Origin of the sequence: Francisella sp. 19X1-34, from assembly GCF_041102755.1 — a bacterium.
Classification (GTDB): Bacteria; Pseudomonadota; Gammaproteobacteria; order Francisellales; family Francisellaceae; genus Francisella.
Genome location: NZ_JBGCTX010000029.1, coordinates 1 through 18,989, shown reverse-complemented (window position 1 = coordinate 18,989; position 18,989 = coordinate 1). Strand labels below are relative to the sequence as shown.

Sequence of the window (18,989 nt, the reverse complement as noted above, 5' to 3'; positions counted from 1 at the left end):
TTTAGTCGCCGCGTTTTAGCATATATAAGTCTTTACGTCTATCTCTTAAATTTTTAACACTACCAAACTGATTAAGTTCGCGTAGAAGGTTAATATCGACATCTGCGATTAAAATCATCTCTGTATTTGGTGTTGTTTCGGCTTTTATTCCTGTCGGGGGGAAGGCAAAATCACATGGAGTAAATACCATAGATTGAGCATACTGGATATCCATATTGTGTACGTTTGGTAGGTTGCCAACACTACCTGCAATAGCAACATAACATTCATTTTCAATAGCTCTTGCTTGAGCACAGTTTCTAACTCTGGAGAAGCCGTTTTGAGTATCTGTTAAGAATGGAACAAAAAGTATATCCATACCATCTTCAGCAAGTATTCTACTTAACTCAGGAAATTCTGAGTCATAACAAATTAGAATACCTATTTTTCCACAGTCAGTATCAAATACTTCTAATTTGTTACCGCCTTGAAGACCCCATACCATAGCCTCATCAGGTGTTACATGAAGCTTTTCATATTTTTCTACTGTACCATCTCTACGACATAGGTAACCAACGTTGTATAGTCGTTCACCTTTCATTTCTGGCATACTTCCAGTTATGATGTTTATATTATATGTAACTGCAAATTCAGAGAATTTATCAGTGATTATCTGAGTGTGTTTTGCTAGTTCTCTAATTGCCTCAGGTTCTGATAAATGGTTGTTTTCAGCCATTAGTGGAGCATTAAAAAACTCAGGGAATAATGCAAAATCAGATCTATAGTTTGATACAGCATTTACGAAATATTCAGCATGTTGCATTAGTTCATCTAGACCTTTATATGGACGCATTTGCCATTGGATTAAGCCTAAGCGGACATCTTTTTTAATAGGAGCTGCTTCTTTTTGCTCTTCTTCATAATAGATGTTTGTCCATTTAAGTAAAACAGCATAGTCATTAGACTCAGTATCTCCATCTAAATATGATTTGATAATCCTAACCGGTTGGAAATCATTACTTAATTGGAAGCGCAGAACAGGATCGTGTAACTCTTGTCGTTTAAGTTTATTTATATATTGTTGTGGAGACATTTTATCAGCATACTCATGATACCCTGGAATTCGGCCACCAAAAATTATGCTTTTTAAATTCAACCTTTCACAAAGATCTTTTCGATAGTCATATAATCTACGACCTAGACGCATACCTCTAAATTCAGGCTTAACAAATAGATCTATACCATATAAAACATCACCATTATCATCATGAGTATTGAAAGTGTCATTACCTGTTATCTTTCTGTAAGTATGCTTATGACCAAACTTTTTATAATCAACAATAATTGATAATGCGCAACCTGCAAGCTGATCATTAACTTTTATAACAACTTGACCCTCAGGAAACTTCTTTATCAAAGTATTTATTTCATGATTTTCCCAATATGGATTTCTGACATTGTTATAAACTTCAATCATTGCTTCTTTAAGTTCGTGATAGTCATCTAAGCTTAAAAAGTCTAATTTGATGTTTTCTATGTTTTGCATTATAAAATTTACTTAAAATAGATCAGTATAATAAAAATTATAGCATAGAGATTTAAGCAAAGTGTTTGAATATGAATGCTTTGTGGTAAGTAATAAATTTTTAATAGTTGTTATTTTTCAGCTAAAAAAGTTATTTGATCAACAGGTGGGGAGCTTGGAAGTAAATCAGCTACCTCATTTAGAAAATCATCATGAAGCTCATAAGGTAAGTTTTGTAAATGAGGAATCCAACTCTTAGTAACATTTATAAAATCTTCTTTAGTTGTTGTCAATATTATTTCATCTTTAATGATCTTTAGCTTACTAAAGTTAGCTTTTTTAAGTAGCTTTTCACATTCATATTTATTTACTTTACAAAGTGGGTTTTTGAAACTCTTAAAATAGTCAAACCATTTTTCTTTTGAAATCACTTCATCAATAGCATCAAACTGTATACCTGAACGTGGGTATATTAAAGCAGCAAATCTCCCTTTTTCTTTCAGTGAGTTGCTTATGTTTTTAAATGCTGTCTGAAGATCTGTAACCCAATGAAGACACGCAAATGAAATAGCTAAATCAAACTGATTTGTATAATTTATATCTAGGATGTTTTCTAAAATATAATTGATATTTGCAGCACTATTTTCTATCTCAGCATGTTGTAGCATTTTCTCATCAATATCTATAGCAGTAAATTTTGAAGAGTTATTTGCTAGAGCTAGTGCATGTATTACAGCTCCTTGACCTGTCCCAATATCAAGGACATCTTGTGGTAAATCATCAGCCTTTATATTCAATCTTTCAAGAGTATCTAAGGCATTTTTAATACGAAATTGATTAACTATTGAGTATGCTTGTGGGCTCCACCAAAGTTCATTTGTCATTTATATCCCCTTTTTCTTTGACGCAAATATAAGTTTACAAGAAAAATATTTATTGATAAATGATAGCTATATTTTACGTGATTAGAATTTTGTGAGTAAATAATCACATTATAAATATTTAAAAGTCAACACTTTTTAGTTTTCTGTATTATTTCTTGCTATAATATGGTGATTAAATTTTGTCTGTTATATTTATAAAAATTTTAAAGGGTTAGTTTAAATGAGAACGCACTATAGTTCAGATATCAATGAAAAGTTAGAAAATCAAAAAGTTACAGTTTGTGGTTGGGTGCATAGACGCCGCGATCATGGTGGAGTTATTTTTTTAGATATTAGAGATAGAACTGGTTTAGTACAGTTAGTCTTTAATCCAGATAATTCTAACTTTAGTATAGCTGATAGTGTGAGATCTGAGTATGTGATCCAAGCAGAGGGTGTAGTAAATCTAAGGCCTGAAGGACAAGAAAATAAAAACCTAGCAAGTGGTAAAATAGAGATCATAGGCGATACTATCGAAGTTATCAATAAGTCAAAGACTATTCCATTTCAGTTAGATGATTTCCAAGCAACTGGTGAAGATATAAAGCTTAAGTATCGTTATATAGATTTACGTCGTCCAGAAATGCAAAATAAACTAATTACACGTTCTAAGGCTATTCGTTATGTGCGTAACTTCTTAGATGATAATGGATTCTTAGATATAGAAACTCCATTTTTAACAAAAGCCACTCCAGAGGGCGCTAGAGATTATCTTGTACCAAGTCGTAATTTCAATGGTAGATTTTATGCTTTGCCACAATCACCACAACTATTTAAACAGCTTTTAATGGTATCTGGATTTGACAGATATTATCAAATTGTTAAATGTTTCCGTGATGAAGATCTAAGAGCAGATAGACAGCCAGAATTCACACAGATAGATATTGAGGCTTCATTTATTGATGAGACTTTTATTATGTCTACTATGGAAAAAATGATCTCGGGATTATTTAAAGAGACTATTGGGGTTGAGTTTAGTACGCCATTCCAAGTATTAAGCTTTGCTGATGCTATGGATAAATATGGTTCAGATAAGCCTGATCTAAGAATTCCTCTAGAGTTTGTAAATATCAAAGAGGAAATGAAAAACGAAGAGTTTAAGGTTTTCTCTGGACCAGCAAATGATCCAGAGTCGCGTGTAATCGCGATGAGAGTTGTAAATGGCAATGAGAAGTTTACGCGTAAGAACCTTGATGATTATACTAAGTTTGTTGGTATTTATGGAGCAAGAGGTCTTGCATATATTAAGATAAACTCTCTATCTCAAGGTAAGGATGGTTTACAATCGCCAATTGTGAAAAATATTTCTGAAGAAACTTTATTCAAAGTAATAGATAAAACTGGTGCAAAAGAAGGCGATATTTTATTCTTTGGTGCAGCGAAAGCTAAGATTGTAAATGATTCAATGGGAGCTTTAAGGGTTAAAATAGGTGAAGATTTAGAGCTATTTGATAAGCAGTGGGCTCCTTTATGGGTCGTTGATTTCCCAATGTTTGAAAAAGATGATGAGCGTTTATATGCAATGCATCATCCATTTACAGCTCCTAGTGTTGAATCTGTTGAAGAGCTTATAAGCACAGATCCAGAGAAACTAATGTCTAGAGCATACGATATGGTAATCAACGGTTATGAAGTTGGTGGTGGATCTATCCGTATCCATAAAGAAGATATCCAAGCAAAAGTATTTAACTTACTTGGTATTTCTGATGAAGAAGCTCGTGAAAAATTTGGTTTTATGCTTGATGCTTTATCTTATGGTACTCCTGTTCATGGAGGTATAGCATTTGGGGTTGATAGATTGATTATGCTACTTACAGGGACTACAAATATCCGTGATGTAATAGCATTTCCTAAAACTCAAACTGCGAGCTGCTTAATGACAGAAGCACCATCTACAGTTTCTTTAGAACAGCTTAATGAGCTAGGTATAGCGGTTAAAAAAGAAGAGTCAAAATAAAACTAATCAACTATTAAAATAAATTTTTCATGCAAAAAAATTCTTTAGTTATTTTTAAATCAAAACCTGCGAAGGTCATTGATATTTTAGATAAAAAAATAGAAATCGAGATTCTTGATGGTAAGAATATAAAGTTACCACCTAAAAACGTCCAATTGCTTGTGCAGGTTGATAGAGACTTTGAACTTGATAGTTTAGAACAGCTAAATATTCCTGAGTTAGAAATGACTTGGGAGTTACTACAAGAGCAACAGTATACTAATATAGAAGAGTTATGTGAGCTTTTATTTGAGGACATTGATATAAATCAAGCTTATACTGTATGGCTACTGGTATCTCAAGGTGAGTACTTTAGCTTTGATGATGATTTTAACATAGTTATTCATTCTTCAAGTGAACGTGATGCAATCGTTAAAGAAAGACAAGAAAAGCAAAAAAAAGAGCAAGAACTAAATGATTTTGTAGAACGAGTAAAACAAAAAAGTTATGCTCCAGAGGATGAGAAATTCTTAAAGGAAATTGCTGCTCTTGCAACGCTAAAAGCTCCAAATTGTCGCTTATTTAAATATCTTAATATGGAAGAGTCTGAGAACAGTGCTTATAAGCTTTTGCTAGATGTAGGTTATTGGGATGAGTTCTATAATCCATATTTGTATAGATATAAGGCAGAGCTTGAAAGCAACCCTGCAGAATTTGTATATAATTCTACTTCGGATACTAATAGGGTTGATCTAACACATTTAATAGCTTATGCAATTGATGATGAGGGTAGTAATGACCCTGATGATGCGATTAGCTGGGATCCTGATAAAAATAAGATGTGGGTGCATATAGCAGATCCATCATCGAGTATAAGTTTTAGTGATGAGATAGACCTAGAAGCAAGAGCAAGAGGTTCAAATCTTTATGTTCCAGAAAAGATAGTTTCTATGCTGCCTCAGAAAGCTACTGAAGAGTTAGGACTAGGCTTAAAAGATACTTCTCCAGCTTTATCTGTAGGTTTTACAGTTAATGATCAAGGACATATCAATGATATTGAAATATGTTTCAGTAAGATAAAGGTCACAAGACATTCATATGAGTTTGCAGAGGAGCATATCGAGGATCTAGAGTTTGGAAGTATAATTGCTTATGCCAAAAGCTTTACTCAGAAGCGTTTATCTCAAAAAGCGGTAGAGCTTGATTTTCCTGAGATTAAGATAAGCCTTGATGAAGATAAGAGAGTTAAACTAACAGATTTACCAAGACTAAACTCAAGGACTCTTATTAGAGATACTATGCTAATGGCTGGTGTCGCTATAGGTCAGTTTTGTATAGAAAATAATATTACAGTACCTTTTTCAACTCAACCTGAACATGATCTAGGGCAAGAACACTTAGATAGTCTTAATTCAATCGCGGATATGTTTGCTACACGCAAGAAGTTACAAAGAGGTAAATACTCAACAACTCCAGCAAGGCATGCTGGTATGGGATTAGATACTTATGTACAGGTTACAAGTCCATTAAGAAGGTATCTTGATTTACTTGTTCACTATCAGCTTAGAAGTTTCTTAAATCAAGAAACACTATTACAAGCAGAAGAAGTTGATAATATAATTGCTCAAGTTGATATCCCTATTAGAACAAATAGACAAACTGAACGTTTTTCTAACTCACATTGGAAGTTGGTTTATTTATTGCAGAATCCAAACTTAGAATTTGAGGCAACTGTGATCGAAAAATTAGAAAGGGGTCGATTGATGGTTTCTATAGCAGATCTAGCAATGACTAAAAAACTTTCTGTAAGTGGGAAGTATGAATTAAATGATATTTTTAAATTACAAAACACCTCTGTAAACCTTGTAACACAAGAAGCTTTCTTTAAGGTTATAGAAGAAAGTTAACCACATTCTAACAATAAACCCACAGTTTTATCCACAGGTTGTGAAAAATCAAAAAGAGTATTTGTTTATATTTAATTGAAATACTGTATGTATTGATTTATAAGGGTTTTAGAGTGGTGAAGTTTATTTCACTAAAAGATAGTTAAAGATTTCACACAGAAGTTTCATATACATATAAACATACTTATCCACAAAACTTGTGAATAATTATTTTCCCCATTGAATTGCTTAGTATATAAGGTTTTTTGATATTGTTTGTACTCTCTAGTAGTTAATAAATAGTATAAATTAATGTATCATTTCCGATAGTATTTAGAATTTTAAGAAGAATATGAATTATGAATTAATTGAGCCAAAAGGTAGAGCTCAGTTTTGTGTTATTTGGTTACATGGTCTGGGCGCTGATGGCCATGATTTTGTTGATATTGTAGATCATCTTGATGTATCTGTTGAAAATATTCGTTTTATATTTCCTCATGCAGATGTAATGCCTGTGACCATAAATATGGGTATGCAAATGAGAGCTTGGTATGATATTAAGTCATTAGATGCAGATAGCTTAAATAGAGTTGTAGATGTCCAGGGTATAAATACTTCAATTGAAAAACTTAACAATTTAATAGATACACAAGTTAGTCAAGGCATTGCTAGTGAGAATATTATCTTAGCAGGTTTCTCTCAAGGAGGTGTTATTGTGACTTATGCAACTATTTTATCTAAGCGAAAATTTGCAGGTTTGATGGCATTATCAACGTATTTACCTGCTTGGGATGACTTTAAAGATAATATTACAGAAGTAAATAAAGATGCTGAGATATTGGTATGTCATGGCACTCATGATCATGTATTACCTGAAGTGCTAGGTAAAGACTTATCTTCAAAGCTTAGTGATAATGGCTTTAGTAATGAGTATAAACATTATTCAGGAATGCAGCATTCAGTATGCATAGAAGAAATAAAAGACATATCAAATTTTATAGCAAAAGCATTTAATATATGAAAGAAGTAATCATAGCTAGTAGAGATAGTAAGCTAGCATTATGGCAGACAAATTTTGTCAAAGAGAGACTAGAGAAAGAACTAAATATTTCTTGTCAAATTAGTACAATGAAAACACAAGGTGATATTATCCTTGATAAGCCTCTTAATAAAATTGGCGGAAAGGCTCTTTTTATGAAAGAGTTAGAAATTGCGATGCAAAATAATAAAGCTAATATAGCTGTGCATTCTCTTAAAGATGTTCCTTATGAATTACCGCAAGGTTTTTGTCTTGCAAGCTTTATGCCAAGAGAAGATCCTCGCGATGCATTTGTTTCAAATAACTATAGTTCTATAGATGATCTTCCACAAGGCGCAGTTGTTGGGACATCTAGCTTGCGTCGAAAAGCACAATTACTTAATTATAGAAAAGATCTTGTTATAAAAGAGTTAAGGGGTAATGTCCAAACAAGATTAGGAAAATTAGATGCTGGAAATTATGATGCGATAATTTTAGCTGGTGCTGGACTTATTCGTTTGGAGCTTCAGAATAGAATAAAACAGTTTATTCCAACAGATATATCATTGCCAGCAGTAGGCCAAGGTATAGTAGTTATAGAGGCTTTAAAAAAAGATAAAGAATTACTAGAAATTTTACAAAAGCTTAATTGTACTCGAAGTCATATAATAGCTAGTGCCGAGAGAGCTTTCAACGAAGAATTAAAGGGAGGCTGTCATGTAGCTATAGGGGCTTATGCACAAATTATAGATGAGAAAATAACTCTCACAGCAATAGTTGCTAGTAGTAATGGAGATCGCATTTTAAGACATACAGCTTCAGGAGTAGATCCTTCTGCTTTAGGTAAACAATTGGCCCAAAAAATGATAGAATTGGGCGCATATGAAATATTGGAGAATTAGTAAATGGAAACTTTATTATTGCTCGTAGGAATTGGTGGTGGTCTTGGTGCAATGACTAGGTTTGCACTAACTCAGGCAACGGCAAGTATCTCAGAACAAATTCCTTTGGGGATTTTATTTTGTAATATTATAGGATCTTTAGTTATAGGTGCTATAGCGGCATTCTTACTTGAGACAAAGCTTTTTAACGAAGATGTATCTGTTTATGTCCGATCTTTTTTTGTAACAGGGTTTTTAGGTGGATTTACAACTTTTTCTAGTTTTAGTTTAGATATTCTAAACTTACTACAAAGAGGGGAAGTTTTCATAGCTTTAGGATATGTGTTAGTAAGTGTTCTAGTATCATTGTTTGCTGTGATTTTAGGATATTATTTTATAATAGGACTTTATAGATGAAAAAAATAGTTGGTTTAGCTTTATTAGCAGTAGTGGTTGCTATATCTGGATGTATTCCTTTTGCTGGAGGAAGTGTTGCTGCACAGGATAATATTTTTGGATCTGGAGGAAATATTCATAGCTTGGAGATGGAGCAAGGAACAACGATTAATCAGCTATATAATGCGATAATGAAGGCTATTAAAAAGCATCCAAAAGAGTTTGTCATTAAAGGAGATTCTCATGGAGATGAGAAATCAACAGTATGGACATATTCAAATAAATATAATCAACCTGTGACATTTTACGCACTTAAAAGTGGCGGTTACGTTTATCTGGGTGTTCATCTTGATATTGATAAGAGCAATAAAGGTAAAGAAATGCAACGTATCTACTATTTACAAGATTTAGTCTTAGATAATCTAAAATAAATATATTCTCATTAAATCAATCTTATAGCTTCTATATACCATCAATTATACTTATATATAAAATAAAAAATATTGGTTTCATAACTGATTATAGTCTATATATAATTTTTCTAAATAACTTAGAGGGGATAGTTATGAAGAAATATTCACCATTAGTAGCTTCATTGGTATTGGTATCTTGTTCAAGTAATCCAGAGATTACTAAACTTGGACCAGGCGTCATTAAATCTAAGCAGCAACTGATAAGCAAGGAGCAGATGAAAAAAGATGAAACTAAAAAAGATGTTTTAACTGGAGCTGGTGTAGGGGCTGGATCAGGAGCTACTGTTGGCGCAGGTGGAGGATATATCTATGTTTCCAATAAAGATGATATTATTGGCAAATATAAATATCAAGTTCTACAGGATGGTAAAACAACTCCAGTAACCTTTGAACAGTTTCCGGATCGAGACTATTTAGTCAATGAAAGGGTAGATCTTTATAAAAGTGAATATAAAGGAGAGAGAGCTTACTTTATTAAGTCTTTAAGTAATCAATCTAAATAGTCCCTTTGGTTTTAATTACTCTTTTATTTAGTAAGAGCTGTAGCAAAGTTGGATTATATTTTAAGCTTATTGTAAATTAGCCTTAGAGGTATTTGTAAATATAGAATCATGTAGATTTTATATTTATCACTCTTAGAGCGTTTTTGCTCTATCTTTTGGTTAAAAAATACTTTGGCTGATAACATTTTATTGGATTTAAGGTTTAATTTTATGCAGAAATTTTTAGAAAATGGACAAGCAGTTGGAGAAGGACCTAAAACTAGTCTGAAGCCTTCTCATAAGGAGTATAAACATGCTACAGGATCTTGGGGGGCAAGTTTTAGTGTAGGTAATACAATCCTAAAAGCAAAAGAGCCAGTAAATGCAGTAAAAGCTATTTTTAAAATGAACCATGGGGCAAAAGGTTTTGATTGTCCTGGGTGTGCATGGCCAGATGATCAAAAAGGTCTTAAAATGGATATCTGTGAGAATGGAATTAAGCATGCTACGTGGGAGATGACAAAAAATCGTTGTGACCCTGGGTTTTTCGAAAAATATACAGTTAGTGAATTGAGAGAATGGAGTTGTTATGAGCTTGAGAAGTCTGGTAGGATTACTCATCCAATGCTATATAACTCTAAAACAGATAAGTATGAGCAGACTAGTTGGGATAAGGCATTTAAGCTAATAGGAGATACTTTACAATCTTTAGATTCACCTGACCAAGCAAGTTTTTATACCTCTGGAAGGTTATCAAATGAAGGAACTTTTTTATTTCAATTACTTACAAGGGAGTATGGGACAAATAACCAGCCAGACTGCTCTAATATGTGTCATGAAGCTAGTGGAAGGGCATTAAGTGCATCTATAGGAACAGGTAAAGGAACAGTTGATCTTAATGATTGGCATAAAACAGATGCTATATTTTTAATAGGTGCAAACTCTGCAACCAATACTCCTAGAATGCTGACAGCCCTAACAGAAGCTGTAAAGCATAATGATACGAAGGTCGTTCATATTAATCCTCTTATTGAAGGAGCTGCAAGAAAGGCTATTACCCCACATGAAATTATGGATATGGTGCTTTTGAGAACAACTAAGGCTTCGACCTTAGATGTTCAGGTTAGAATTGCTGGGGACTTAGCTTTATTAAGAGGAATGGCAAAAGCACTTATAGAAATGTCTGAGATAGATCCAGAAGCGATTGATCATGAGTTTCTAAAAAATCATACTAGTGGTTATGAAGAATATAAAAAAATATGTCTAGAGACACCATGGGAGTTTATTACAGAACAGTCTGGGATAAATAAAGATAAAATCTTTGAGATGACAAGGATCTATCGTGAAGCTGATGCTTCTATTTTTGCTTGGTGCTTGGGGCTTACTCAACATGATCAAGGTGTGGACACCATTAGAGAGATTGTAAATGTACTTTTACTTCGGGGCAATATTGCTAGAGAAGGAGCAGGGCCTTGTCCAATAAGAGGCCATAGTAATGTGCAAGGAAATAGAACATTAGGAATTAATAATCGACCAAGTGAGAAATGGTTGAAAAAGATGGATGATGCTTGTGGGATAGTGTCTCCACGTAAGCATGGTTATGGAACAGTTGATACTATCAAGGCAATGATGAACGGTAAGGTTAAAGTGTTCTTTGGTTTAGGAGGAAATTTTGCTAAAGCAGCACCAGATCCAGAATATACAGCAAAAGCGCTTAATAAGTGTGAACTTACTATTCAAGTAAGTACAAAGCTTAATCACAGCCATTTAATACATGGTAAAAAAGCTCTTATATTACCGTGTCTTGCTAGGTCTGAAGTAGATGAGCAAGAAAGAGGTGTGCAAAGTGTTACAGTAGAAGATTCTATGTCAATGGTGCATATATCAAAGCCTATGAAAAAACCTATTAAGGGAGATCTTCTTTCTGAAGTTGCTATTATTGCTAGAGTTGCTAAAGCAACATTACCAAATACAAAAACACCATGGGATAAATATGCCGCAGATTATGATGTTATAAGAGATAAAATTTCTGAGGCAATCGATGGGTTTGAAGATTTTAATCGCCGAGTGAGAGAGCCATTAGGATTTAGATTAAATCAGCCAGCAAGAGAGCTCATATTTTTAACACCAACAGCAAAAGCTGAATTTTCTCATGCAAAAATTAATGATATTGTCCCTAAAGAGGGTAATTTAATGCTATCTACTATGAGATCTCATGATCAGTGGAATACAACAGTTTATACAAATAACGATCGTTATAGAGGGATTAAAAATATAAGAACAGTCGTCTTTATGAATGAGCAAGACATGAAAGATAGAGGACTATCTGAGTTTGATCTTGTAGAAATAACAAGTATTGGCAAAGATGGTAAAGAACGAACTTTAAAAGGCTATAGTGCGATTAAATATAATATCCCTAAAGGTTCTACAATGGGGTATATGCCAGAAATGACAGCTTTATGTTCTGTTTCAGATTTTAGTCGACAAAGTGATCAAGCCTTATTTAAAGAGATAACTGTTAGAATAAACAAGCAAAATTAAGCTTTTATATTTACTAAAGCTATAAGCCAAATTCTTATGAGAAATAATGATATTAATGTTATAGATATAAAGAATCATAAAGCTGTTATAGATTCTAAAGGTACTTTCATTGAAAGGGATGAAATCCTTGCTGTTGAAAGAGCCTTACAGATTGTTATTAATAATATTGAGTTTAGTATGACTATGCAGACTCCTGGAGCAGAGAGATATCTTATTCGAGGACTTTTATTTGCAGAGAATATAGCAAACTTACCTTTTAAATCTTTTAAAAAGAGAGAAGCTCAAAATGGTACAATTGTAAAAGTACGCTTAGATTTTGATAATAGCGAGCTTATATCAAGAAGATTTAATATGAACTCAGCATGTGGAGTCTGTGGTAAAGAGAGTTTAAAGAATCTTTATAAGACTATCGTTCCTGTTAATAGAAAGTCAATTTTGAAGCTTGATGTTGATATAGTTAATGAGTTTTATGCATCAATGTATAGTTATCAGAAAATTTTTCAACAAACTGGTGGTGTTCATGCAGCTGGTGCTATAAATAGTAATGGAGAATTAATAGCTGTATTTGAAGATGTTGGTAGGCATAATGCTGTTGATAAAGTTATTGGCTATTTACTAGAGCAAGCTTTGTTAAGTTCTGCAGAAATACTTATAGTTAGTAGTAGAGTCTCTTTTGAGATAGTTCAAAAGTGTGCTAATGCTAAAATCCCAGTATTGATAGCGATCTCTGCACCATCATCGTTATCAGTCAAAATGGCAAAAAAAGCTGGTATAAAACTTTTAGCATTTTGTAAGAAAGATAGGATGACGTATTATAATGGATATGAGTAAGTATAGTAGGCAAACATGTCTACCTAATTTTGATGAAGATACTCAGCTAAAACTTTTAAACGCAAAAGTAGCGATTGTTGGTGCTGGTGGAGTCGGCTCGCCATTAGCTTTATATTTAGCCGCAGCAGGTGTTGGAAATATCATACTAATAGATAATGATGTTGTTGAATTGCATAATTTACAAAGGCAGATTCTATATAGAGAAAGGCAAGTAGGACAACTAAAGAGCGAAATTGCTGCAAGAGAGCTATATTCTCTAAATAGTGATATAAATACTACTGTGTATGCAGAGAGGCTTACAACAGATAATGCTAAAAGCATATTTAATAATTGTGACCTAATTATAGATGGTACAGACAACTTTGATTCTAGGTATATTATTAGTGATGCTTGTATTGAGCTAGAAAAGCCTTACATACAAATAACTGTTGATAGATTTTATGGGAGCTGCTCGCTCTATAATTATAAATCAGATACTAACTATAGAGATGTTCATAAGGTTACTCCTAAAAAGTCTGGTGTAGTTTATCCTAAGTCAAGAGGTGTTTTAGGACCGTTAGTAGGGACTATAGCTACTATAGGAGCGACACAAGCATTAAAGCTTTTAGGAGGCTTTGATGATCCATATGCTGGAAAGATTCTCTATGATGCTTTAGATTTTAAACTTACTAAAATTCCTTTTGTAAGAAAGTAATGCTTTTATAGTATTCATCTATAAATTCCAGAGAGCTCATAGTCTTTTTAATGCTTCCATTATTGATAATAACAACTTTATCTGTGAAAACTGATATTTCTAAAAAGTCATGTGTGCTCAGTAGAGTAATTATTTGATTTTTCTTGATGTAGTCTTTTAGTTTTTTCATTAGCCTTAACTTAGAATCAAAATCTATACCTGAGAAAGACTCGTCAAGTATAAGAACTTCTGGATTAGCTGATAGAGCTTGGGCAATTGCCACTTTCTGTAATTGTCCACCAGATAGTTGTGATGGGTATGATTTTAGTAGCTCTGATATTTCAAATAGATCGATTAATTTTGTAATATGATTTTTATTTTTAGTCTTATTATATTTTAGGTTTTTCTCCACTGTTAGATGAGGTAATAATAACGCTTTTTGTGGGACGTACCCTAAAGATCGCTTTATTAGTGGTAAAAAATAACTATCACTCTGCCAGATATTATTATTTAGAGTTATTTTAGACTCTGTTGCTTTTTGGGTTCCTACTATTCTCTTTAATATACTACTTTTTCCTGTACCTGAAGGTCCAAAAAAAGCAACTATTTCAGAGTTAGATAGTTGATACTGTATATTGATAGTAAAGTTCTTTGAAATATGATCTGAAATATTAAAAGTAAGCATTTGTTTTTTTATTATTTAATAGTTGAACAATAAGTAGAATCGTAAATGAGAACACTAAGAGTATTATAGACATATGATTAGCTTGGTGGTAGTTAAGCTGCTCAACTTGCTCAAATATTGCAATAGATAATACTTTAGTTTCATTCGGTATACTGCCTCCGACCATTAAAACTACACCAAACTCACCAACAGTATGAGCAAATACTAAAACTCCAGAGGTAAGTATTCCTCTGATAGATAAGGGTAAAATTATGCTATAAAACCTTCTAAAAGCATTAGCTCCAAGCAATTCAGCGCTAACTAATAACTCCCTTGGGATATTTTCAAAACTATTTAGTATAGGCCCTATAGAAAATGGCAAAGAATATACTAAAGATGCTATTAAAATGCCACTAAAACTAAAATTAAGAGACCCTCCTGTTAAGCTGTACCATAGCGAGCCTAGATAACCATTTTGGTTAAATAAAACTAAAAAGTAAAACCCTAGTATAGTAGGAGGTAAAACTAAAGGTATATTTACTAAGATAGATATTAAACTTCTAAAAACAGTCTTTTTGCTTGAAAGCCAGTATGCTAATAGAGCTCCTATAAATAATAAGATTATAGTAGTTAGTAATGATAGCTTAAAAGTTATATATAAAGCATCCCAATCCATTTTTCACCTATTTGCTGGGTATAGAATATCCCATGTCCTTTATTATTTTTTTAGATGGTTTAGCGTGTAGGAGATATTCTAAGAAGCTATTTATTTGGGCTTCTTTTTTGCTGTCTTTAGAAATAACTGTGCCATACTGTGCAATATATTCAGCTTTTGAATCTAAATCATATATCTTATAGTTTTTATTCCATTTATTTTTATTGGCTAACTTATAGAACTCTACTTGTGATTCAGCTATAAAAGCTATAGGAGCATTATTTGTTATAAAATAGCTAAATGCTTGTCCTATATTTTCACCATAGATTATTCTTTGGTTTGATGTTAGATTGTTCCAGAGATTTTTTTCTTTAAGGAATATCTTTGCATGACTACCATATGGAGCTAGGTTGGGGTTGGCTATGCTAATTTTAAGATTAGACTTTGCTATATTGTTTAAAAGCATAGGAAGATTTTTTTGCTGTTTAATTTCGTTCTTATTTATCGCAAGAACTAGTTCTCCATAAGCATAGACAAATATTTTACTATTAACTGCAGCAGCATATTTTTTATCTGCAGATAAGAAGATATCTATTGGGATACCGTTTTTAATTTGATTTGCTAATTTACTAGAAGATCCTTGGATAATCTTTATATCAAGATCTTTATGGGTTGTTCTATATTGTTTTACTACTTGTTGTAGTGTGGTGACAAAATTACTAGCACAAGCGATAGTAATAGTTGTTGCATTAGCACTTGTAAATAAAAGTGTTGTAGCAAATATAAATAATGAAGCTTTCTTAAACATGACTGTAACTAATTATCCTCCTAATGTAGAAAAATGCTTGTCATCACCAATAATTCCTTGTGTGAGGTAATGAGACTCTTTCTTTAAAGAGTAGGCATTTTTGATTATTTTTAGAAGCTCTTTGAGCTGCTCTTCATTTTGTAAATATTCTCTTAGTGAGACATTCTCTTTATCAAAAAGACAAGTATATAGTTCTCCTTTTGAATTAACTCGAACCCTATTACAGTTAGCACAGAAAATATTAGAGTATGGTGATATGATTCCTATTTTGCCTATATATTCTTTATGCATATACTCTATTGCAGGTCCTGATGTTGGCTCTCTTGGGCAGCTTGTCCAGCCTTCTTTTCTTAGCTTGTCACGGATATGATTTGTTGTTATAAAGCTTTTTTTATGTAGAGTAAGATTATCTTGGGTCTCCATTAACTCTATAAATCTAACTGTGATTCTCTTATCTTTTACATAGTCAAAAAAGGCTTGAATATCTTCTTTAGAGTCATTGTAACCTTTCAATAAAACAGCATTAATTTTGACTTTATCAAATTCAAATTCCAAAGCTTTTTCTATTCCTTGCAGTACGGTAGAAAAATTACTCATTTGAGTTATATCTCTAAATTTATTTGCAAATAAACTATCAAGACTCACGGTGATATTATTTAATCCAGATTTATAGTACTCATGGATATTTTTAGCAAGTGAATAGCCATTTGTAGTTAGAGATATGGTTTTAATACTTTCTTGAGCAGATATGAAATTAAGAATGTCTAAGAAGTCATTTCTAAGAGTGGGTTCTCCACCTGTTAATCTGACTTTTTGTACTTGAAGTACATTCATTGCTCTTAAAAGGTTTTTAATTTCATTTAAGTCTAGGAAATTATCTTTTTTACCTTTACCTTTACCTTTACCTTGGTATCCGTTAGGCAAACAGTACTGACAGCGGAAATTACATACATCTGTTAGAGATAATCTTAGGTAGGTGAATTTCCGACCAAATGAATCAGTTAACATTTCTTTGTCCTTTTTATGAAAATTTTCTTAAAAGAATGTCTTTTTTTTATTTTTACTTAATAAATTTTCTACTTGTCGTTCAGATATTCACTCTTAATTATATCTTAAAAATTTGCTTTAAAATTGGTTGTTTTAAAGGTTTTGGGTTTGTTTTTCAACCTTAGCAAAATAGGTAACTTAACCTCTAGTTTTTGATTTTTAAAACTTTTGGACCTAGCTAATACTTTCTTTATATCTTTGCGTAGCAATTCACTAATATTTCTGTTACCACATAGTATTTTAGTTTGCTAATGCATCATACCATGTTTATACTGCCTTCACATTTGATTATATGGGTTTTTCAGTACCAATGGAGTTAGTATTTTTCTTTAATTACAACACGTTTTGTTTTTGGTTTCGCGCGGCAAAGTAATACCCGATTTTTTTCTAATTTAGTGGGTAAACTAGATTCATAATATACGCTACCTTCTATCAATTTTGCACTACAAGTTTCACATACCCCCATACGGCAAGAATTTGCAAGATTTAAGCCAGCAGATTCAGCTAGTTCTAAAAGCGTTAAATTATCACTAGCTTTCCATTCTATTTCTTTATTTAAGGTTGTAAACACTACCTGAGAACTTTCTAAGTTGCTGTGTTCTTGGCTATTTCCATTTGTTACAAATGATTCTTGGAATATGCGTTCTGGATTAGCGTCACTACCAATCAAAGCTTTCTGTAATATATCTTGAAATACTTTAGGCCCGCACATATAAATATCAAATTCAGCCAATGGCATATCTATTCTTTTAACTCCATTGAGAATATAACAGCCATCAATAAAAGATCTTATATCTTGAATAGTTAAATGGCCCTCTATGTCATAGTCGACTCCTAAAAGATCTTCATTATTTGGTTGAGAATAAACATATTGCTTAGGAATGTTATACTTATTTATTAGTTCATCAAGTTCATTTCTAAATAGATGATTGATTTTATTTTGACAGCAATGAATAAAATAAATAGGAGGTTTTTTGCCAGATCTTGATAAATGCGCTTTTAACATAGCTAATATTGGAGTTATACCTATGCCACCAGCAATGAGTAATATTGGCTTAAAGCCACTACGATCAAGAACAAACCGTCCCATTGGTGGTTGCACTTCTAAGTGCATACCTTGTTGAACTTGATTGTGCATAAAACCAGATCCAAGCCCTTTGATTTCCTCTTTAATACTTAATCTATAATATCCTACTTGATCATTATAGTCTGACAGACTCCAAACACGAATTAAAGATGACCCATTTTTGTTCTCTACTGGTAGTTTTACAGTAAGAAATTGACCTGCCCTATACAGTGCGAGAGGCTTATTATCAGTAGCTTTTAGAATAAATGATTTAATATTGGGTGTTTCTTCAATAACCTGTTCAACAATTAGCTTTCGCCAGTTCTTCCAGCCATATTTACCTAATCGTTTTTGATCAATATTTGCATAAAGTTTATTTATTAAGAGAAGGGATGAAGTTCCACTTAATCCTGGTAAACCTAAAATTAACTTGAGCTTATCTTCATCAGCAATTTGCTGGCCTAATGCAATGGATGCTATTTCTGTAATGGCAATACTATTTTTTTCTTTGTGTATCAATCTTACCTTGTCACCAACTTGTATTTCACCAGTTTGTACAACATTAAAATAAACTCCACTTCTTCCTGAAAGGCCAAATTTTTGTATAAAGGAACTAGGTTGATCTAAACGCCAACATAATTTAAAACAAGGAATACGAGGACCAGAAACGGATAGTTTGACCTGTTTACCAATAGCTATAACATCCCCGACACATAATTTTTTTTTCATCTAATTGACTAATAATTAAATTCTCAGCAAAAAAACCAGGGGTAAATTTTTCGCTATTTACATTTAGTTGATCTCCCCAATATTGGTAGTTTTCTTCAGCAAATGCATAAATGGCATCAGTGTGTACGGCAACCTCATTATTAGCTAAACCATTTTCTTCAACGGCTATTTGGCCAACTACAGGTTTTTTAATATAAGCAGTTTTTACAGATTCACCATGAATATTCTGTATACGAGTTTTTCCAACACAAACACTTACTAATTTCATTTAAGTTTTTACTCCAACTAATAACATAAAACTCACAAACATTTTATTTACCTATTAGGCTTATATATTTGCTAAGAATATCCTAATACTCTCCTTCTATTTCTTACAGTTTTTAGTCAACTGTATTTATAATGGGAGTGTTGCAATCTAAGCAATAATTGGAGTAAATTTTGAAAATCTACATTTCTTGTCTAAAAAATGACTATAG

At 32.5% G+C, this 18,989-nt stretch carries 18 protein-coding genes and 1 pseudogene; 10 read left to right on the top strand and 9 right to left on the bottom strand.

Annotated features, from left to right (window positions below):
• Position 1 precedes the first annotated feature (1 nt).
• Both AB8E56_RS06135 and AB8E56_RS06130 read right to left on the bottom strand, forming a co-directional pair.
• A complete protein-coding gene (locus tag AB8E56_RS06135; RefSeq protein ID WP_329479118.1) occupies positions 2–1,525 on the bottom strand; it encodes a bifunctional GNAT family N-acetyltransferase/carbon-nitrogen hydrolase family protein in 1,524 nt (507 codons plus the stop codon).
• A gap of 110 nt (positions 1,526–1,635) precedes the next feature.
• Positions 1,636–2,388, bottom strand: coding sequence for a class I SAM-dependent methyltransferase (locus AB8E56_RS06130; RefSeq protein WP_329479115.1), 753 nt, complete (start codon positions 2,386–2,388; stop codon positions 1,636–1,638).
• A 220-nt stretch (positions 2,389–2,608) separates the two neighbouring features.
• Between AB8E56_RS06130 and aspS the strand changes: the two genes are divergently transcribed.
• From aspS to AB8E56_RS06080, 10 genes are all read left to right on the top strand, one after another.
• On the top strand, positions 2,609–4,384 hold the full coding sequence (gene aspS, locus AB8E56_RS06125) for an aspartate--tRNA ligase (protein ID WP_329479112.1): 1,776 nt from the start codon (positions 2,609–2,611) through the stop codon (positions 4,382–4,384).
• 29 nt (positions 4,385–4,413) lie between these two features.
• Entirely contained in the window at positions 4,414–6,270 is a 1,857-nt protein-coding gene (locus AB8E56_RS06120) for an RNB domain-containing ribonuclease (protein ID WP_329479110.1), read from the top strand.
• 331 nt (positions 6,271–6,601) lie between these two features.
• Complete coding sequence (locus tag AB8E56_RS06115) at positions 6,602–7,270, top strand: dienelactone hydrolase family protein (RefSeq protein ID WP_329479107.1); 669 nt, start codon at positions 6,602–6,604, stop codon at positions 7,268–7,270.
• Positions 7,267–8,169: a hydroxymethylbilane synthase gene (gene hemC / locus AB8E56_RS06110; RefSeq protein ID WP_329479105.1), complete on the top strand. Its 903-nt coding sequence runs from the start codon at positions 7,267–7,269 to the stop codon at positions 8,167–8,169. The genes AB8E56_RS06115 and hemC overlap by 4 nt, the downstream gene beginning before the upstream one ends.
• A gap of 3 nt (positions 8,170–8,172) precedes the next feature.
• Complete coding sequence (gene crcB / locus AB8E56_RS06105; RefSeq protein ID WP_150467192.1) at positions 8,173–8,565, top strand: fluoride efflux transporter CrcB; 393 nt, start codon at positions 8,173–8,175, stop codon at positions 8,563–8,565.
• Entirely contained in the window at positions 8,562–8,975 is a 414-nt protein-coding gene (locus tag AB8E56_RS06100; protein WP_329479101.1) for a hypothetical protein, read from the top strand. Before crcB ends, AB8E56_RS06100 begins: the two co-directional genes overlap by 4 nt.
• Positions 8,976–9,109: 134 nt before the next feature.
• On the top strand, positions 9,110–9,520 hold the full coding sequence (locus AB8E56_RS06095) for a hypothetical protein (protein ID WP_329479099.1): 411 nt from the start codon (positions 9,110–9,112) through the stop codon (positions 9,518–9,520).
• Positions 9,521–9,730: 210 nt separating this feature from the next.
• A complete protein-coding gene (locus AB8E56_RS06090) occupies positions 9,731–12,040 on the top strand; it encodes an FdhF/YdeP family oxidoreductase (RefSeq protein WP_329479097.1) in 2,310 nt (769 codons plus the stop codon).
• Between the two features lie 36 nt (positions 12,041–12,076).
• Positions 12,077–12,871: a formate dehydrogenase accessory sulfurtransferase FdhD gene (fdhD, locus tag AB8E56_RS06085; RefSeq protein WP_329479094.1), complete on the top strand. Its 795-nt coding sequence runs from the start codon at positions 12,077–12,079 to the stop codon at positions 12,869–12,871.
• Positions 12,864–13,565 carry a HesA/MoeB/ThiF family protein gene (locus AB8E56_RS06080; protein ID WP_329479091.1) on the top strand — a complete coding sequence of 234 codons (702 nt, stop codon included), beginning with the start codon at positions 12,864–12,866 and terminating at the stop codon, positions 13,563–13,565. Before fdhD ends, AB8E56_RS06080 begins: the two co-directional genes overlap by 8 nt.
• Here the strand turns inward: AB8E56_RS06080 and AB8E56_RS06075 are convergent.
• The 7 genes and pseudogenes from AB8E56_RS06075 to AB8E56_RS06045 form a co-directional block, all read right to left on the bottom strand.
• Complete coding sequence (locus AB8E56_RS06075; RefSeq protein ID WP_329479088.1) at positions 13,540–14,229, bottom strand: ATP-binding cassette domain-containing protein; 690 nt, start codon at positions 14,227–14,229, stop codon at positions 13,540–13,542. The two genes, AB8E56_RS06080 and AB8E56_RS06075, sit on opposite strands and share 26 nt — an antisense overlap.
• Positions 14,216–14,884, bottom strand: coding sequence for a molybdate ABC transporter permease subunit (gene modB / locus AB8E56_RS06070; protein WP_329479086.1), 669 nt, complete (start codon positions 14,882–14,884; stop codon positions 14,216–14,218). Before modB ends, AB8E56_RS06075 begins: the two co-directional genes overlap by 14 nt.
• A 7-nt stretch (positions 14,885–14,891) precedes the next feature.
• Entirely contained in the window at positions 14,892–15,671 is a 780-nt protein-coding gene (gene modA, locus AB8E56_RS06065; RefSeq protein ID WP_329479084.1) for a molybdate ABC transporter substrate-binding protein, read from the bottom strand.
• Positions 15,672–15,683: 12 nt separating this feature from the next.
• Entirely contained in the window at positions 15,684–16,679 is a 996-nt protein-coding gene (moaA, locus tag AB8E56_RS06060; protein WP_329479082.1) for a GTP 3',8-cyclase MoaA, read from the bottom strand.
• A 355-nt stretch (positions 16,680–17,034) separates the two neighbouring features.
• Positions 17,035–18,303, bottom strand: coding sequence for a 2Fe-2S iron-sulfur cluster-binding protein (locus tag AB8E56_RS06055; protein ID WP_329479080.1), 1,269 nt, complete (start codon positions 18,301–18,303; stop codon positions 17,035–17,037).
• 60 nt (positions 18,304–18,363) lie between these two features.
• Positions 18,364–18,513 (bottom strand): annotated as a pseudogene (locus AB8E56_RS06050) (MOSC domain-containing protein); the annotation flags it as partial.
• Complete coding sequence (locus AB8E56_RS06045; protein WP_329479078.1) at positions 18,470–18,781, bottom strand: MOSC domain-containing protein; 312 nt, start codon at positions 18,779–18,781, stop codon at positions 18,470–18,472. The pseudogene AB8E56_RS06050 and the gene AB8E56_RS06045, both read right to left, overlap by 44 nt.
• Between the last annotated feature and the right edge of the window lie 208 nt (positions 18,782–18,989).

Excerpts from the sequence above, each read along its gene's own strand:
- modA (WP_329479084.1), bottom strand. The coding sequence starts at position 15,671 with ATGTTTAAGAAAGCTTCATTATTTATATTTGCTACAACACTTTTATTT.
- AB8E56_RS06045 (WP_329479078.1), bottom strand. The coding sequence starts at position 18,781 with ATGAAATTAGTAAGTGTTTGTGTTGGAAAAACTCGTATACAGAATATT.
- hemC (WP_329479105.1), top strand. The coding sequence starts at position 7,267 with ATGAAAGAAGTAATCATAGCTAGTAGAGATAGTAAGCTAGCATTATGG.
- fdhD (WP_329479094.1), top strand. The coding sequence starts at position 12,077 with ATGAGAAATAATGATATTAATGTTATAGATATAAAGAATCATAAAGCT.
- AB8E56_RS06120 (WP_329479110.1), top strand. The coding sequence starts at position 4,414 with ATGCAAAAAAATTCTTTAGTTATTTTTAAATCAAAACCTGCGAAGGTC.
- crcB (WP_150467192.1), top strand. The coding sequence starts at position 8,173 with ATGGAAACTTTATTATTGCTCGTAGGAATTGGTGGTGGTCTTGGTGCA.
- modB (WP_329479086.1), bottom strand. The coding sequence starts at position 14,884 with ATGGATTGGGATGCTTTATATATAACTTTTAAGCTATCATTACTAACT.
- AB8E56_RS06100 (WP_329479101.1), top strand. The coding sequence starts at position 8,562 with ATGAAAAAAATAGTTGGTTTAGCTTTATTAGCAGTAGTGGTTGCTATA.
- moaA (WP_329479082.1), bottom strand. The coding sequence starts at position 16,679 with ATGTTAACTGATTCATTTGGTCGGAAATTCACCTACCTAAGATTATCT.
- AB8E56_RS06090 (WP_329479097.1), top strand. The coding sequence starts at position 9,731 with ATGCAGAAATTTTTAGAAAATGGACAAGCAGTTGGAGAAGGACCTAAA.
- AB8E56_RS06130 (WP_329479115.1), bottom strand. The coding sequence starts at position 2,388 with ATGACAAATGAACTTTGGTGGAGCCCACAAGCATACTCAATAGTTAAT.
- AB8E56_RS06075 (WP_329479088.1), bottom strand. The coding sequence starts at position 14,229 with ATGCTTACTTTTAATATTTCAGATCATATTTCAAAGAACTTTACTATC.
- AB8E56_RS06080 (WP_329479091.1), top strand. The coding sequence starts at position 12,864 with ATGAGTAAGTATAGTAGGCAAACATGTCTACCTAATTTTGATGAAGAT.
- aspS (WP_329479112.1), top strand. The coding sequence starts at position 2,609 with ATGAGAACGCACTATAGTTCAGATATCAATGAAAAGTTAGAAAATCAA.
- AB8E56_RS06095 (WP_329479099.1), top strand. The coding sequence starts at position 9,110 with ATGAAGAAATATTCACCATTAGTAGCTTCATTGGTATTGGTATCTTGT.
- AB8E56_RS06135 (WP_329479118.1), bottom strand. The coding sequence starts at position 1,525 with ATGCAAAACATAGAAAACATCAAATTAGACTTTTTAAGCTTAGATGAC.
- AB8E56_RS06115 (WP_329479107.1), top strand. The coding sequence starts at position 6,602 with ATGAATTATGAATTAATTGAGCCAAAAGGTAGAGCTCAGTTTTGTGTT.